At 69.3% G+C, this 15,235-nt stretch carries 13 protein-coding genes and 1 pseudogene; 11 read left to right on the top strand and 3 right to left on the bottom strand.

The window, feature by feature from the left end:
• Positions 1–509 precede the first annotated feature (509 nt).
• The 11 genes and pseudogenes from C9I47_RS00495 to C9I47_RS00455 all read left to right on the top strand — a co-directional run bounded on the left by C9I47_RS00495 (position 510) and on the right by C9I47_RS00455 (position 5,675).
• Positions 510–812 carry a hypothetical protein gene (locus C9I47_RS00495; RefSeq protein WP_145985378.1) on the top strand — a complete coding sequence of 101 codons (303 nt, stop codon included), beginning with the start codon at positions 510–512 and terminating at the stop codon, positions 810–812.
• Positions 813–896: 84 nt separating this feature from the next.
• Entirely contained in the window at positions 897–1,214 is a 318-nt protein-coding gene (locus C9I47_RS00490) for a hypothetical protein (RefSeq protein ID WP_111264984.1), read from the top strand.
• A 68-nt stretch (positions 1,215–1,282) separates the two neighbouring features.
• Positions 1,283–1,714 carry a hypothetical protein gene (locus C9I47_RS17355; RefSeq protein WP_145985377.1) on the top strand — a complete coding sequence of 144 codons (432 nt, stop codon included), beginning with the start codon at positions 1,283–1,285 and terminating at the stop codon, positions 1,712–1,714.
• 52 nt (positions 1,715–1,766) lie between these two features.
• Entirely contained in the window at positions 1,767–2,009 is a 243-nt protein-coding gene (locus C9I47_RS00485) for a hypothetical protein (RefSeq protein ID WP_111264983.1), read from the top strand.
• Positions 2,010–2,079: 70 nt separating this feature from the next.
• Positions 2,080–2,484, top strand: a complete 405-nt coding sequence (locus C9I47_RS00480) for a YybH family protein (RefSeq protein ID WP_111264982.1) — start codon at positions 2,080–2,082, stop codon at positions 2,482–2,484.
• A 74-nt stretch (positions 2,485–2,558) separates the two neighbouring features.
• Entirely contained in the window at positions 2,559–2,849 is a 291-nt protein-coding gene (locus C9I47_RS00475; RefSeq protein ID WP_145985376.1) for a hypothetical protein, read from the top strand.
• 51 nt (positions 2,850–2,900) lie between these two features.
• Entirely contained in the window at positions 2,901–3,221 is a 321-nt protein-coding gene (locus C9I47_RS00470; protein ID WP_141481514.1) for a hypothetical protein, read from the top strand.
• A gap of 57 nt (positions 3,222–3,278) precedes the next feature.
• The gene (locus tag C9I47_RS00465; protein ID WP_111264979.1) at positions 3,279–3,668 is read left to right on the top strand and encodes a hypothetical protein; all 390 of its coding nucleotides are present in this window, start codon (positions 3,279–3,281) and stop codon (positions 3,666–3,668) included.
• Positions 3,669–3,907: 239 nt separating this feature from the next.
• Positions 3,908–4,375: a hypothetical protein gene (locus C9I47_RS00460; protein WP_111264978.1), complete on the top strand. Its 468-nt coding sequence runs from the start codon at positions 3,908–3,910 to the stop codon at positions 4,373–4,375.
• Between the two features lie 145 nt (positions 4,376–4,520).
• Positions 4,521–4,676, top strand: a pseudogene (locus C9I47_RS18210) (DUF4236 domain-containing protein); the annotation flags it as partial.
• Between the two features lie 96 nt (positions 4,677–4,772).
• Complete coding sequence (locus C9I47_RS00455; protein WP_223250408.1) at positions 4,773–5,675, top strand: hypothetical protein; 903 nt, start codon at positions 4,773–4,775, stop codon at positions 5,673–5,675.
• 276 nt (positions 5,676–5,951) lie between these two features.
• Here the strand turns inward: C9I47_RS00455 and recD are convergent, their stop codons facing one another.
• From recD to recC, 3 genes are read right to left on the bottom strand one after another with little or no spacing between them, the layout of a single operon-like run.
• Positions 5,952–8,000 (bottom strand): exodeoxyribonuclease V subunit alpha, encoded by a 2,049-nt coding sequence (gene recD / locus C9I47_RS00450; RefSeq protein ID WP_111264976.1) that lies wholly within the window; start codon positions 7,998–8,000, stop codon positions 5,952–5,954.
• Entirely contained in the window at positions 7,997–11,617 is a 3,621-nt protein-coding gene (locus C9I47_RS00445; protein ID WP_111264975.1) for a UvrD-helicase domain-containing protein, read from the bottom strand. Before C9I47_RS00445 ends, recD begins: the two co-directional genes overlap by 4 nt.
• Positions 11,614–15,060, bottom strand: a complete 3,447-nt coding sequence (gene recC / locus C9I47_RS00440) for an exodeoxyribonuclease V subunit gamma (protein ID WP_111267875.1) — start codon at positions 15,058–15,060, stop codon at positions 11,614–11,616. The genes C9I47_RS00445 and recC overlap by 4 nt, the downstream gene beginning before the upstream one ends.
• Positions 15,061–15,235 lie beyond the last annotated feature (175 nt).

Here is a 15,235-nt window from a genome sequence, read left to right as displayed (position 1 = left end):
GCGAGCCGAGAGGGCATCCGGGCCCAAGTCGCTCGGCCGTTCGACCCAGGCCCGGCTCCCCGGGGCCATGATCGGGATGCTATCCATCCTGAGCGCTCTGCTCCTTGGCGCCTGCGGCGACAAACCTCACGAACCACCGCCACCACCCGACCTGGGCTATGTCAGCGAGTTCAACCACTGCGCCGCGGAACCGCAGCGTGTGCTCTCCGCGCGGGAGAAATGCGAGATCGCGGCGTTCCGGTCCCGCTGCACGGCGCTGGACGACTGTTTCGTCTCCTGCATCAGCAGCCGGTCCGGCTCTTTTGGCGGTGGCCGCTGTGCGCATGCCTGCACTTTCGGACCGCACCCGCCCGCGCCCCAGCCGGACGCGCTTGCCGATTGCCGCTCTCTCGCTGGACGGTCCGGGGTTGACGTAGAGTAGACGCCAGACGCTTCGCTCAAGCCAGATCCGCTTGGTTACGAGGCATCGCTCGGGAATGGGAGTCCCAGCACGCACCATGGTTCGAGTCATGATCGACCTGCCCTTGTTCTCCTCGCCCACGGAGGCCTTCGGGCGGGTTGCCGGGGTACTGGACCTGGATACGCTTCCGCGCGAGGGCGACGTGTTTCCATGGCCGAAGGAATGGATGGAGACCGGCTCGCCCTGCTTCGCCGGTGCCAGCCAGAACCGTATCTGGTACATAGCCCCTTGGGAGCTGGATTCAGCGCAGTACCTTGTCGGTATGTATGGCTTCGTCTTCGATTCGGCAGCCGATGCGAGGAAGTGTTGCTCTTTCTTTGAGCGCACGGGCTTTGACACCTTTGAGTACTGATGGCATAGCCTTGCCAGCACGCCTTGACGGTTCATTCGAGCCTGGCCTCTTCTTGGTGCGACCCGATCAAGGCGGCGGACAACAATGAAAAGCATCCGGGTCGTAATGCTCGAGGCTCGACCGCGTCCCGACTCAGCGGAGTCGACGTCCGTGGCCGGCGGTTTTGTGAACGTCTACTCAACCGCTCACTCGGAAGAGGAGGCGCTTCGCATCGCCTCGGCCGAGGTTTCGGAGGCCGGCTGGGACGTTCTGGCCGTGGAGGACTCCTTCCTGCTGTCGCGCGAGCAGGCCGCGACGACCCCAGAGTCCCTGGAGTATTTCGAGCAGACGCTGTTGGATGGCGTCGTCGTGGTCTTCCACACCTACCCGCATGACGGAGAGGCGCCCGATGTCCGTCACTAACGGATCGATACTCGGCAACTTGCCCGGACCACGACCCGTTTCACGATCTGCCTAAGCCCGGAGTCCACATGTCCAGGATCAAAGGACCGGCATCCGCCGCAGTACTCGCCGCCACGCTTCTGGCCGGGTGCCTGGAGAGTGATTTCCCGGCCTGCAGGGGACCGGTTGCCACACACGCTCTGGGCAAGTGTGTCGCCAGCTACCACCAGGCAGACTACGGATCGGGCGGGCAGGTCACACAAGCACTGGTGGAGTGCGACGGTCTAGCCTCCAGGCCCGGCGGCAATGTCGTCGCCATCCACTCCGTCGCCCACGGCATCGGCCTTCGCTGGCTCGATCCGCACACCCTTGAGGTCGCCGTTCCCGCCGGCGCGGAACTTCAGGATCAGCGCCGAAGCGACCGGTACAGCGGCTATCCGTTGCGGTACGTGTATCGTGAGCTGAGGGCTGGCGAGCCGGCATTGCAGGGATGCGGTCTGGTCAGATCGAATGGCGACTGATGACCGATTCCCAATCGCCTCCTCCGTGGATCCAACCCAGGTACCGAGCACCATGGACGAATTGTCCTTTGCCTTGCTGTCGTTGTTGGCCGGACTGGCTCTCGGGCTGAGTCTTGCGGCGACCTATCTGGTCGTGATCAGCACCGCCTACACGCGCCGACAGAAGCTGCTCCAATACGCGGCCATCTGGCTGCTACCGCTGCTGGGAGCGTCCACCTGCATCGTTGTCGCAGGCAGCGATCGCCGCCCACCGCCGCCGGCGAGAAAAGAGGAATTCTACGAGGGCGGAATGTAGCGATCGGTCCACCCAGACACGTCTCGTAGACTGCATCATTGGCACTGGCGTTGAATCCCGGGAGACGCTCATGAGCTTCCTCAGCCGGAACGAAGCCCGGCAGTTCGCGGAGGCCTGGCTCCCGGCCTGGTCGGGCAACGACCCCGAGCGGCTGGCGGGCTTCTATTCCGAGGACGCGTTCTACCTCGACCCGGGCGTTCCGCAGGGCATCGCCGGCAAGCCCGCGTTGCTCGCCTACTTCAGGAAGCTTCTCGCCTACAACCCGGACTGGGTGTGGTCGCAGATCGAAGGCATCCCGCTCGAGGACGGCTTCCTCAACAAGTGGCGCGCCGATATCCCGGTCGGTGCGAAGACGCTCCAGATCGTCGGCGTCTGCTTCGTCCAGCTGGACGCGGCTGGCAAGATCCGCAGGAACGAGGTCTACTTCGACAGGAGCGAGCTTCTCGCGGAGATCGCGCGGCAGCGTGGGGGCTGATTCCGGCCACGGCCGAAGCGGCTTTTCAGCTACCTCACTTCAGGATTGACGGTACGGGCAGGAGGATGCGCGGCATGGAGCTCAACGAGGACGAGTCAGCGATCATCCGCAGGGTCGAACGAGGTCTTGTGCTCTGGCGATATGGTCGATGGATTCAACTCGTGATCGGACTTCTTCTGGCCGGCTACGGGATAGGCCAGGCCGGCGCGATACCCCGTGCCCCGCTTCTGTTCGGCCTGTTTCCTCCCGCACTTGTCTCGGTTTTTGGCGGCATGCTTATCGGTGAGGTGATATGGGATCACGCCACCAAGGAGCGCCGCCTTCTTCTCAAACTTCTTCACCATTCGGAGGAAGATGGGGTCTAGCGACCAGCTCAGCCTGAAGCCACTTCCCGCCACCGCGTGCCATCAGTTCTCATGCCCAATACAGGCCATCCCGACAGGCTGCTCAAGATGCTTCTCGGCATCGCCGTCATGAGCTTTCTGACGTTGATGATTCCGTTGCTGGCGATACCGACTTCCTCGCCAGCGGACTTCAGTCCTGTAGCGAAAGGCGCCTTTGCCATCGCCGCCACCGGGTGTTTCCTGGCGCTTCTCGCCCTCTGGATCTACTGGCTTCGACACTTCTGGAAGACGGCGCAGCATCGCCGGTTCTGGCTCTGCCTTCTTGTGCCGTACGCCTATGCCACGTACAGCACCGTAAAACATCTTCAGACGCCTTCATCTGGTCACGTCTAGAAGTTCCATCGTGCCAACATCACTTCACTGGCTGGTATAGCCCAAGCACAAGACCCCATGCTCAAGACCATCACAACCTGGTGGAAGAACCGGCAGCAGGCGCGTCGCGAGGCGCTCATGTTCGAGCGTCAGGTGGTCGTCAGCTTCGATGACACCTCGCTGTCGGCGACCTTTCCTTCCGGCGAGGTGCAATCGATCGCATGGGCGGATGTCGACTGCATCGCCATCGAGACCAACGACAGCGGCCCCTGGGGCGCTGATGTCTGGTGGATCCTCGAAGACGCCGCCACCCGCGTGGCCTACCCGCAGGGCGCGACAGGAGATTCGGAGATGCTCGACCAGTTCTCCGACCGCTTCCCAGGATTCAACAATGCGGTGGTCATCGAAGCCATGGGCTGCACGTCGAATGCGCACTTCGTTTGTTGGCAGCGCGGGGGTGAGGCATGAGATTCCATTAGGACCCGCATCGCTTCGCGATACGGTCGGACAGGGGACCAGAGCTGCCCGTCTTCTTGGCTTGGATAGACCAGCAGGTAGGACTTTCGCACCTGCTGCCGTAGCGCGAAGTAAAAAGTGTACTCTGACCCCACTTTTCTAGGTCAGACCAATATGGGGCCAAGCGGGAAGCACGCTTGTATTATTGCTCTCTTTCTTCGCATAGATTCCGACTTCTGCTGACCACTCCCATGAGAGTTCTTCCCTTCCTGGCCATTCTTCTTGCAGGCTGTAGCAGCACGAACACGTGCGACCGGAGCCTGGAAGGAATCTGGAAGTCCGACGGGCAGGCCACGATGGCGTTTGTAAGAGAGCGCACCAAGCTTCAACCCAAGACGGAAGATTTCCTGCAAGCGCTCGTTGGTCACATGACCATGACCTTTGAAGGGGGCGAACTGCATCTGAAGATGCCCGACATTGAAGTCCCGATTTCCGGCCAGATGAGCCCGTTCTCCGGCTTTGAGGAGCGGAAGCCCTACAAGGTACTGTTCTGCAGCAACTCCACGATCGTTTGGTCAGCCAGGCAGCCCTTTGGCGATACGGATGAAGCGACAACAGTCAACTTCGTTGATCCCGATACCTTCTGGGTGTACACGGGAAGCGCCGATCCAAAGATGCCGGACCTCCATACCAGAGAGTATTTCCGGCGAGTTCGCTGAGAACTGGAGGCTCACCCAAGCTGGCGCCACCTCGCGATCTGTTCACTCTAGCGCGCGACCTGAAATCAGAGGTATGTTTCGCCTTTCTGCAATTTCAAGAAGCTGAAAGCGAACGCTGACCCTTGCTTTGGGCACTGGAGGATTCATGGCGTGGCGATTCCGAAAGTCTTTCTCTCCACTACCTGGCGTTCGCCTCACTCTCTCCCCTAGCGGTATCTCTACTTCGGTCGGCGTTGGCCCACTCCGGATAGGCACCGGACCTCAGGGTCCATCCATCAGGGCCAGCATCCCCGGCACGGGCTTATCTTTTCGCCAATCGCTTGCGCCAAGGAGAGATGGTGGGCGCGCCAGTTCGCCACCGGACGAACGATCGCCAGTTCAGTATCCGGAGCCTTTTGTGCTCCCCGACCCGCCGCTCGAAGATATCAAGAGCTCCGGCTCGGAAGCTCTCACTACTCCAGGTCTCGCTGACTTCAAGTGTTTGCTTGAGAAGGCGAGGCGTCAGCACGACGAGATTGTCCATGAACTGTCTCATTGGCGAGCACAGGAGCTTGTCGCTGTTTGCAAACATACGAAGTGGCGGAACGGTTGGCTGTTTCGCCGCCTGTTCAAGCAGCGCTTTCAGAAGTTGTACGAGATGGCTGAAGAGTCCATGGCACGCCGAGCTGAGCTCGAAGAACAGGAAAGGCTATCCAGGCTTCAAACCCAGCTGAACATTCCAGACGGTGTCAAGCAAGCGTTTCATCGCTTGTGCGATGAATTTTCAATCATGTCGAGATCTCACTACGTCTGGGACACGATCGGCCAGCGCAGCACGGACCGTGTCGCCGAGAGGACGGCCGCGACAAGAACCATTGATCGAAAGCCTGTCGGGCTTCAACTTGGAAGGTGCGAAGTAATTGATTCCGCATGGGACGTTCCGCACTTTGAGAACGCTAATGGCGGGGACATCTATTTTTATCCAGCCTTCGTACTCTACTTCGTTACACCAGATAGCTTCGCACTCCTCGAGTACAGTGAGATCAAGCTTCGCTTCGAATTCACCAAGTTCATCGAGGAAGAAGTCACACCTTCTGATTCAAGAGTAGTGGGAATAACCTGGGCGAAGACCAACAAGAATGGAACACCTGACAAACGGTTCAAGGACAACTATCAGATAGATGTATTGCAGTACGGAACCATTGCTATCAGCTCCGCCACTGGCATGAATGAGGAGTACATGATCAGCAACTCCGAAAGCGCACATAACTTTGCAGAGGCATGGCAGTCCCTTGCATCTGCAGTGCAGGCCGGGCTCTAACCATCTACCGCATGTCATATCTCGGGATTGATCTACCGTACTTGGAACAAGTCGACTTCGAGAGTTCACGCGCCCGGCATTGTCGCGCAAAGCAGGAAACACGCACCGCACCCCTAGCAAGGGCTTAAGATGAGTTTTCCTAGACCTTCCTTGCAGATGAGCAAGTCCCTCATAAGGAAAGATTTCTGGCAGAAATTTTCCTAAGAAGCGACCTTCACGCCAGCAAGGAAAGTTTTCTCGCAGGCGTGCACCCAAGCACTCACGCCCCAGGCCGGTTCACCCACCCCCGCCCCCTAACCGCCACCCCAACCCCGACACCCGGCTCGCATGCCGGGCGAGCGCGGTCTCGATGATGTCGGCGGGGGCGGCCAGGTGCAGGCGGGTCTTGGCGCGGGTGAGGCCGGTGTAGACCAGTTCGCGCGACAGCACGCGGGTGTCGCGGGCGGGCAGTTGCAGCCAGACCTCGTCGAACTCACTGCCCTGGGCCTTGTGCACGGTCATCGCGAAGGCGCTTTCGTGCGCTGGCAGCGCAGCGGGATGGAACGGGCGCGGCGGTACGGGACCGTCGTTGCCGGTGTCGCCTGCCGCGGCGCTCCCGGGCGCGTTTCCGGCAAACCACGCGGTCAGCACGCCGCGGTCGTCGGCGAGGCAGACGCCGATGTCGCCGTTGAACAGGCCGTGGCGGTAGCTGTTCTCGGTGATCAGCAGGGGTTGGCCGTGGAAGTGTCCGGATGTGCCGTGACCGCGCGTGCCATGGCCCGGCGTGCCGCGGCCGCCACCGGCTTCGGCGATGAGGGCCTCGATGCGGGCGTTGAGGGTGCGGGCGCCGCTGGGGCCGTCGCGCAGGGCGGTGAGCAGGCGCAGGCGGCCGGCGATCGCGAGCGCGTCGGCGGGGCCGTCGGCGTCGGCCAGGGCGCGGGCGTGGGCGAGCAGACGTTCGCGATGAACGACCAGCGGGTCGGGGCTGCCTTCGTGGAAATCGATACCGGCCAGGGCGCCGTCGCGCAGCAGGGCCAGCGCGCGGGCGGCGTCGCCGTCGCGCACGGCCTCGGCAAGCGGCGCCAGTTGCAGGCTTTCGTGCTGGCGGTAGCCGCGCAGCAGATGCACACGGGCGCCGGGGAAGCCGGTCGCGGGCATGCCGGCCGCAGGCGCGGCGGCAGCCACGGCGACCGCGGGCGGCGCGGCGAACAGGTCGCCGGTATGACCGGGCTCGACCGCGGCCGGCGCGGCATCGGTGCCCGCGCCCAGCAGCGGTTGCAGGGCCTCGGCGTCTTCGGCCGCCAGGGCGCCGCCAGCGCCGGCCGCGCGCAGGATGCCGCCGAGCACGTCGCCGGCCTCGACCGAGGGCAGCTGGTCGGGATCGCCGAGCAGGACCAGACGGGCGCCGTCGGGCACCGCTTCGACCAGCTTGGCCATCAACGGCAGGTCGATCATCGAGGCCTCGTCGACCACCACCACGTCGAACGGCAACGGGTTGTCGGCGTGATGACGGAAGCGCGGGGTATCCGGAACGGTGCCGAGCAGGCGGTGCAGGGTGGTGCCGGTGCGCGGCAGCCGCTCCAACAGCGCGGGGTCGACGCCGTCGGCGGCGAGCCGGGTGCGGGCGGCGCGCAGGCTGCCGGCCATGCGTTCGGCGGCGCGACCGGTGGGCGCGGCCAGGGCGATCCGCGGCGGTGCCCGGTCCTGCGTCCTCGCCTGCGCGGCGAGCAGCACCAGCAGGCGGGTGATGGTGGTGGTCTTGCCGGTGCCGGGCCCGCCAGTGACCAGCAGCAGGGCGTGACGCAGCGCGGCGGCGGCGGCGCGGGCCTGGCGGTCGTCGCCACGGCCGCGCGCCGCCTCGGTGCGCGCGAGATCTGCGAAATCCGCTGGAAACAGCCGCTCGAACAGCGGCGCCAGCGCGGCGAGGTCGGCGACGGGCGGACGCTGCCGGCCGATCCGGCGCAGGCCCTCGGCCAGCCGGCGCTCGTACTCACGGTAGCGGCGCAGGTAAAGCAGGCCGTGCTCCAGCACCAGCGGCGCGGCCGGGTCGGACTCGGCGCCGGCATCGGCCGGCGCGGCGACCCAGCGCGAGGCGGTCAACCGCGCCCGCCAGGCCTCCGGGTCCGGCCAGGCGATGCCGCCGTCGGCATCGAGCAGCGCCTGCGGTCGCGCGAGCAGCAGGCCGGCATCGCCACGGGACACCGCCAGCGAGGCCAGCGCGGCGGCGGCGAGGACCTCGTCCGGGGTGTCGCGATCCAGCCGCAGCAGACTCTGCGCGAATGCGTGGTCGAGCGTGCGCAGCTGGCCGCCGCGCCACAGGGCCGACAGCAGGGACGGCGCGCTCATGCCGGCGCTCCCGGGGCCGCGGACGCCTCGCCCGCGAACAGCGCATCCAGTGCCTGCACCAGCGCCGGCTCGAAGCGCTGCGCGTGGATGCCGGGCGAATCCGCGCGCGCGGCGTCGAGGCCACGGCAGAACAGGTAGCGGATGCCGCCGAAGTCGCGTGCGTAGTCATAGCCGTCGCCGAGGCGGAAGCGCAGCCAGCGGTGCAGGGCCAGGGTGTAGATCAGCGCCTGCAGGTCGTACTCGCTGTGGGCCATCGCCGCCTCGAGCGTGGGGGCGTCGTAGCGCGGCAGGCGGTTGGACTTGTAGTCGAGCACGTACCAGCGTCCGTCGTGGCGGTAGGTGAGGTCGATCAGGCCGGTCATCAGGCCTTCCAGCCGCTGGCGCAGACCGAAGCCGTGGCGGCTGCCGACCACGCCGTGCGCGTGCAGCAGGCGCAGCAGCGCATCGACCCGGGTCGGCGCGAGGGCGAACTGGAATTCGATCTCCGGGCGCCGTTCGCCAGCGGCCAGATCGCACAGGCGCAGGCCTTCGGGCAGGGGCACGGTGAGGGTGTGCCCGGCCAGCGCGGTGGTGAAGGCGATGCCGTCCTCCAGTGCGTCGGCGGCATAGCCGTTGGCCTCCAGCGCGCGGGCGATGTGCCCGCCCTCGCCATCGGGCGCGGCGTCGCCGGGCCGCCAGTCGCGCCAGGCGGCGAAGTCGGTCTCCTCCAGCGCGGCGTGCAGGGCGACGCCGAAGCGGGTGCCGGCGAAGCGCGGATCGAACACGGCCTCGTCGGCCTCCTCCGGCACCGGCTCGTCGTGGCCGCCGGCCACCGCCACGGTGGACGCGGCGGCGCGGTCGCCACCGCCGTCGGCATGGGCGAGCTGGGTGAAGCTGTAGACCCACCAGTCGGGGTCGAGGCGGCGATGGGCGCGCCGCGCCGGCGGTATCGCGGCATCGGACTCGACCGGCAGGCGTGGCAGCGTGGCCGGCGGCGCGGCGGTGTCGAGCACGACGCCGGGCGTGCCGGCGAGCGCGTCCAGGTCGCCCAGCATCGGCGCCAGCGGGCTGCGGGCATGGTTGTAGAACGGCCCCGCGGCCAGCCACAGCGCGTGCTCGGCGCGGGTCAGGCCGACATAGAGCAGGCGCGCGTCCTCGGCGCGCTGCTCCTGCTTCCAGGCCTGCTCGGCCGCGTCCCAGTCGGCCTCGGGCAGGCCGAGCTTCCAGTGCAGGCGGCGGCCGCCGTCGGCATCGTGGGCGATGCAGTAACGGCCGGGCGAGCGCGAATCGCGGCCGATGCCGACGAAGGGCAGGTAGACCAGCGGGTATTCCAGGCCCTTGCTCTTGTGCAGGGTGACGATCTGCACGCGGCGGGCATCGGACTCCAGCCGCAGCAGCTGGGTCTCGTCGTCGGCGTCGGCGCTGGCGATGCGGCGGCCGAACGCATCCACCAGCCCCTGCAGGCCCAGCGTGCGCGCCTGCATCTCCTGCAGGGCCTCGGCCAACTGCAGGTAGTTGCTCACGCGGCGTTCGCCGTCGGCCAGGCCGAGCAGGCGTTCGGCGTGGGCCGCGCACAGCTCGCCGACCAGGGCCAGCGGACCGCCGCGGGCGAAGCGCTCGCGCCAGCCGTGCGCCTGCTGCTGCCAGTCGCGGGCGGCATCGGGATCGTGTTCGAGCGCGTCGATGCCGGCGGCGTCGACGCCGACCAGCACGGTCGACAGCGCCGCGCGCAGGCGGCCGTCGTCGCCGCCGTGCAGCAGGGCCAGCAGCAGGGTGTGCAGCTCGCCGGCCTCGGCGGTGGCGTACAGACTCTGCTTGCCGGCGGCGACCGCGGCGATGCCGGCCTCGGCCAGGGCGTGCTGGATGCGGGTGGCCTCGGCGTGGCTGCGCACCAGCACCGCGATGTCGGCCGGACGCACCGGGCGGCCATCGATCCGGGCGCGACCGGCACGGCCGTCGCACAGCACCGCGTGGATCGCGGCGGCGCAGGCCTGCGTCGCCTGCTTGCGGGACTGTTCGGCATCCCAGGGCCTGGGCTTGCCCTTGGCGTCGTACTCGCCGCTGGGCGGCGCCTGCCAGAGCGTCAGCGCCGGGGCGGCGGCGGCGTCGCGCAGGAAGTCCCCATCGCCGCGCTGGCCGCCGGGGACGATCGGGTGGAAGGCGATGCGCGGATCGACGAAGGCACCGCTGCCAGCCGCGGCGTACAGCGCGTCGATCGCCGCCAGCAGCGCCGGTCGCGAACGGAAGTTCTGCGCCAGCGCGGGCGCCTGCTCGGCACTGCCGCGCGCATGCAGATAGGTATGCACGTCGCCGCCGCGGAAGCCGTAGATGGCCTGCTTGGGGTCGCCGATCAGGAACAGCGCGGGGTCGGCACTGCCGCGGCCGAACACGCGGTCGAAGATCCGCCACTGGCGCGCGTCGGTGTCCTGGAACTCGTCGACCAGGGCGACCCGGTACTGCGCCCGCAGGCGGCTGGCGAGCAGGTCGCCTTGCGCGTCGTCGGTGAGGGCGTCGGCGACGCCGTCGATCAGATCGTCGTAGGTCTGCACCCGGCGCTGCTGCTTGAGCGTGCGCAACCGCGCATGGGCGTCGTCGCGCAGGCGGTGCAGCGCGGCGGCGCGGCGGCGCGCCGACAGCGCGGTCGATGCCTCCGTCGCCTCCAGATACGCCGACACCGCGGCGCTCAGCTCCGGCGCCGACGGCATCCGCGCCTTGTGGCTCTTCTTGGTCCCCTTGGCCAGGTCCTCGGCGCCGAGCTTGGCCAGCTTGGGATGCGGCGCCTGCCGCGCCGCGGGGCCGGCGGCGAAGTCGCGCATCCAGCCGCGCAGTTCGGCGAGCCAGTCGGGCTTGTAGTTGACCCGGTTCATCACGTCGGCGTCGATCGCCTCCGCCAGGGTGTCGAAGAACGCCTCGCCGTGCCGCTGCCAGGCCTCGCGCAAGGCTTGTTCCGCATCGGCGAGGCGCGCCTGCGTCGCGGCCAGCGCGTCGCCGTCGACCGCCATCGCCGGCGGCAACAGCCGCGGTTCGCGCAGCAGGTCCTTGAGATCGAGCGCCAGCGCCGCGGGGCCCTCCTTCCACAGCCCGGCCAGATCGTCGGCACCGGCGGGGTCGGCCGCATGCGCGCGCCACAGGTCGGCGGCCAGCGCCTCGCGCAGGGCGCGGTCGTTGCCGAGCAGCTCGGGCGGGTCGAAACCCTGGCCGCTTTCCAGTGCGTGCTCGCGCAGCACCCGTGCGCAGAAACCGTGGATGGTGAAGATCGCCGCGAGGTCGATCTCCAGCGCGGCCTGGCGCAGGCGTCGGCGCAGTGCGTCCTCGCCCTCGCCGCTGCGCGCGCGGTGCAGTTCGAGCAGGCGCCGGGTCAGCACCACGGCGGGGCCGTCGTCGTCGGCCGCCGTCGCGCCCACCAGGTCCAGCGCCAGTTGCAGGCGTTCGCGGATGCGCCGGCGCAGCTCCTGGGTGGCGGCCTCGGTGAAGGTCACCGCGAGGATCTCGCCCACGCGCAGGCCGCGCTCGACCACCAGCCGGGTCACCAGGGTGGCCAGGGTGTAGGTCTTGCCGGTGCCGGCGGAGGCCTCGACCAGGTGCACGCCGTCGAGGGCGAGCTCGAGCCAGGGGTCGTGGGCGGGCACCGCGCTCATCCGGCGTCCTCCGCGTCCCAGTCCCCGGCCAGGGCCAGCGCGCTGTCGTCGTCATCGGCGGGGGCGACATCGCCGTGCGTGACCAGGCCGAAGATCGTCCGCGACAACCGTGCGAACTCGCGCCGGGCCTCGGGATCGGCGAACGGATCGCGGCCGCGCAGCGCCAGTCGCAGTGATGCGTTGTCGCCCTCGGCCCACTGGCGGTGCCCGCCGCGCCACTGCTGCGCCGCGGCGACGATGCCGCGTCCGGGATCGGCGGCGCTGAAGAAGGCCCAGCCGCTGTAGGGCGCGAACGGCAACGGTCGCCGCATCCCCTCGCGGCGCAATGCGAGCAGCGCGCGCAGCGCCTGGATCGCGCGTTCGCGGCCGAGCGGCTCGCGCAGGTGCGGGCCTATGCCGTCGGCCTCGTGGAACTCGACGAAGGGCCGCGCCTGCCCGCTCGCCTCGGCCAACAGCCAGTCCAGACCGTTGCGGATCGACGCGTTGCCGTTGGGCCGCCCGATGCGCACCCGCGCCAGGCCCTGCGGCCAGGTATCGGCGAGCCGGCCGTGCAGGCGCAGGCCGTCGATATCGACCTCGCAGGCCAGGGGGGCGGCCGCCGCGTCGCCGCGCCAGAGCGCGAACTCGCGGGCATAGGGCCGCACCGCCGCGGCGACCTCGGCCAGCGCGCGCCGGCCGGGCGGACCGGACGGCAGCAGGCCGCGTGCGCGCAGGGCGGCGTACAGCGCCGCCTCGCCATCGGCATCGAGATCGGCGGTGTCGACCAGGGCGTCGAACACCGCGCGTTGCAGTTGCACGCGCGGCAGCCCCCGGCCCGGCGCCTGCAGCGGTTCGGTGTCGTCGCCGGCCTCGCCCGGCTCGGGCAGGCGCAGGCCCAGGCGCTGGCGCAGGAAGCCGTCGGCGGGGGCGAGCAGGAAACGGCGCAGGGCGTCGATCGACAACTCGGACTCGGGTTCGGCAGGCGCGGCCAGCGCGGCCGCGGACGGCATCCACGGCGGCAGCGGCGCGCGCGCGGCGGCCAGGCGGCCGGCGGCCGGATGCCAGTGGCCGCGGTAGCTGAAACGGCGCGGGTCGGCGGCCTCGTCGGCGTCGCCGGCGCCGAACGCGGCCGGCGAGAACGGTTGCAGGGTGTGCTGCAGCACCAGGGCGCGCTCGATATCGGCCTTGCTGACGGCGGCATCGGCGGCGGCAGCGTGATGGTCGGCGGCGTGGTAGTCGGCGGCGGCCGACAGCAGCTCGGTGACCAGGGCCGACGGCTCGCGCGCGCTGCCGTCGCGCGGGTCGGCGCCGAGCCAGCTCAGATAGAACACGTCCTGCGCGGAGGCGAACAATTGCAGGAACAGGAAGCGGTCGTCCTCGCGGGTGGAACGGTCGCCGTGGCGGCGCCGCTCGGTGCCCAGCTCGGCGGTCAGGCGGTTGAGGCCGGCGGCCGGATCGCGGCGGGGAAAGTCGCCGTCGTTCATGCCCAGCAGGCAGATCACCCGGAACGGCAGCAGCCGCATCGGCACCATCCGCGCGAAGCTGACCCCGCCGGTGAGCAGTGGCGCGCGGGTATCGGCCTCGCCCAGCACCGCGGCGAAGTGCGCGCGCACCACCTCGGCCGGGACCGGCTCGGTCACCGCCTGGCCGCGGGCGTCGTGGGCGAAGCCGTCGATCAGGGTGCGCAGCCGGTCCAGCGCGCGCTGTCCGCCGGGCGTCGCCGGCGGCCGCGGCAACAGGGTGTCGAGCAGGGCCAGCAGGCGCTCGCGCCACTGTTCCGGCACCATCGCCTCGCCGAGCAGGCGTTCGTGACGCGCCAACACCCGCAGCAGACGCAACAGGGCGTCCAGCGCATCCAGCGCGCCGCCCTCCAGCTCCGGCCACGGCGCCACTTCGCCGTCGGCGCCCGGCACCGGCGCCTCGCTGCCGCTGGCGTGGCCGAGCAGCAGCCGGTCCAGGGCGAACTGCCAGGTGTAGGCATCGTCGTCGGGTGCGCCATGGCGGTGGCGGTGGCCGGCGTCCAGGCCCCAGCGGGCGCCGGCCGCGTGCAGCCAGCCGTGCACCCGCTCCAGCGCCGCCGCATCCAGCCCGGCGGCCTGCGCCAGCGGCGGGCTGGCGAGCAGGTCGAGCATCTCCTCCAGGCCGAAGCGCGACACCGGCAGCGCCAGCAGGCGCAGGAACACCTCGGCCAGGGGCTCGCCGGCCAGCGGGCTGGCGTCGGCCATCGCATACGGGATCGGCCGGTCCTGGCCGTCGTCGCCGAACACCGCGTCCAGATAGGGCACGTAGGGGTCGATGTCCGGCGCCAGCACCGCGATCTCGCGCGGCTGCAGCGGCGGGTCGAAGCGCCGGCCCTCGGGCGAGGTCGGCTCCAGCAGCGCGCGCAGGCGGTCGTGCAGCACCTGCAACTCGCGCAGCCGGGTGTGGCAGGCATGGAACTGCAGGCTGGGGTCGCCGCGGTCGATGGGGCCGCCGTCGGTGGCGCTGCCGGCAAGCGGCGCCGGGCGGCGGTGGAACAGGTCGGCCTGCATCCGCTGCAACAGGCCCGACGACCCCGCCGGCTCGACGCAGGCATCGACCTCGCCGGAGGGGTGCACGACCTCGTAGCTGCCCAGCAGCGCAATGAAGTCGCGGCCGGCCGCGCCCCAGTCGCGCAGCAGCGGGTTCTCGCCGTCCTCGACCCCGAACGGATCCGGATCGCCGGCGCGCACGCGCTCGCCGAGGCTGCGCAGGTCGCCCCAGTAGGCGCGGGTCGGGGTCGGCAGATAGAAATGCAGGGTGCCGACGCGGGCCTGGGTTGCCATCACCCGCAGCACGTCGGGCGAGACGTTCAGGGTCGCGAAGGCGAACAGCCGCGCCGGCAGACCACGCGGCAGGGCGCCGTCGCCGTCACCACCGAACAGGGCGAGGTAGTCCTGGATGCGGCGGGCGCGGTGCTGGCGGCCGCGGGCGATGGCGCGCCACAGGATCGCCTGCGGGTCGTCGGGATCGGCGCCGCCTTCCCAACGCAGCAGCCAGTCGCGGCGCCAGGCCAGGTACTTGGCATAGACCCCGGCCAGCTCGCCGGCCAGGGTCCACGGCCGCGCCGGGTCGCCGGCGCCCAGCCAGGCGGCCAGCGCCGCCATCGCCGGACGCGCCATCAGCGCCTCGTCGCGCAGCGCCGCATACAGCGCCCATTGCAGGCCGCCGGCGTCCAGATCCTCGGCCGCGGTGCCGAGGTTGGCGTCCAGCGCGCGGGCGACGAATTCGCCCGGGGTCAGGAACTCGAGGTTGGCGGCGATGCCGTGCGCCTCGGCCAGGGTCGCCTGCAGCCAGCGCCGCATCGCCACCTGCGGGATCAGCACCAGGTCCGGCTCCAGCGGCCCCTGCCCGGGCGCCGGCGCGCGCAGCTCGCTCGCCATCAGCTGCGCCAACACGTCCAGCGCATTGGAATGATAGAGACGGAAGTCGGTCGCGCCCGGCATCCACGCATGATGCCCGAGCGCGGTCGCCGGCGACGAGACCGGACCGCGGCGCGCCGGCCAACCCGCCCTTCCCAGCAGCGGCATAAGCCGCGATGGGGCGTTCTTGGGAAGACCCGAGGGTCGCGGCTCACGCCGCTCCTACGAACGTCCGCCGGGCCGGAAGTCGACGCCGCCG

Source organism: Marilutibacter maris, assembly GCF_003233695.1.
Taxonomy (GTDB): domain Bacteria; phylum Pseudomonadota; class Gammaproteobacteria; order Xanthomonadales; family Xanthomonadaceae; genus Marilutibacter; species Marilutibacter maris.
Note: the sequence above shows the minus strand (reverse complement) of the source record. Positions and strands in the feature narration are given on the sequence as shown.

Coding starts and splice junctions, on each gene's coding strand:
- C9I47_RS00495 (WP_145985378.1), top strand. CDS start 510: ATGATCGACCTGCCCTTGTTCTCCTCGCCCACGGAGGCCTTCGGGCGG.
- C9I47_RS00490 (WP_111264984.1), top strand. CDS start 897: ATGAAAAGCATCCGGGTCGTAATGCTCGAGGCTCGACCGCGTCCCGAC.
- C9I47_RS17355 (WP_145985377.1), top strand. CDS start 1,283: ATGTCCAGGATCAAAGGACCGGCATCCGCCGCAGTACTCGCCGCCACG.
- C9I47_RS00485 (WP_111264983.1), top strand. CDS start 1,767: ATGGACGAATTGTCCTTTGCCTTGCTGTCGTTGTTGGCCGGACTGGCT.
- C9I47_RS00480 (WP_111264982.1), top strand. CDS start 2,080: ATGAGCTTCCTCAGCCGGAACGAAGCCCGGCAGTTCGCGGAGGCCTGG.
- C9I47_RS00475 (WP_145985376.1), top strand. CDS start 2,559: ATGGAGCTCAACGAGGACGAGTCAGCGATCATCCGCAGGGTCGAACGA.
- C9I47_RS00470 (WP_141481514.1), top strand. CDS start 2,901: ATGCCCAATACAGGCCATCCCGACAGGCTGCTCAAGATGCTTCTCGGC.
- C9I47_RS00465 (WP_111264979.1), top strand. CDS start 3,279: ATGCTCAAGACCATCACAACCTGGTGGAAGAACCGGCAGCAGGCGCGT.
- C9I47_RS00460 (WP_111264978.1), top strand. CDS start 3,908: ATGAGAGTTCTTCCCTTCCTGGCCATTCTTCTTGCAGGCTGTAGCAGC.
- recD (WP_111264976.1), bottom strand. CDS start 8,000: ATGAGCGCGCCGTCCCTGCTGTCGGCCCTGTGGCGCGGCGGCCAGCTG.
- C9I47_RS00445 (WP_111264975.1), bottom strand. CDS start 11,617: ATGAGCGCGGTGCCCGCCCACGACCCCTGGCTCGAGCTCGCCCTCGAC.
- recC (WP_111267875.1), bottom strand. CDS start 15,060: ATGCCGGGCGCGACCGACTTCCGTCTCTATCATTCCAATGCGCTGGAC.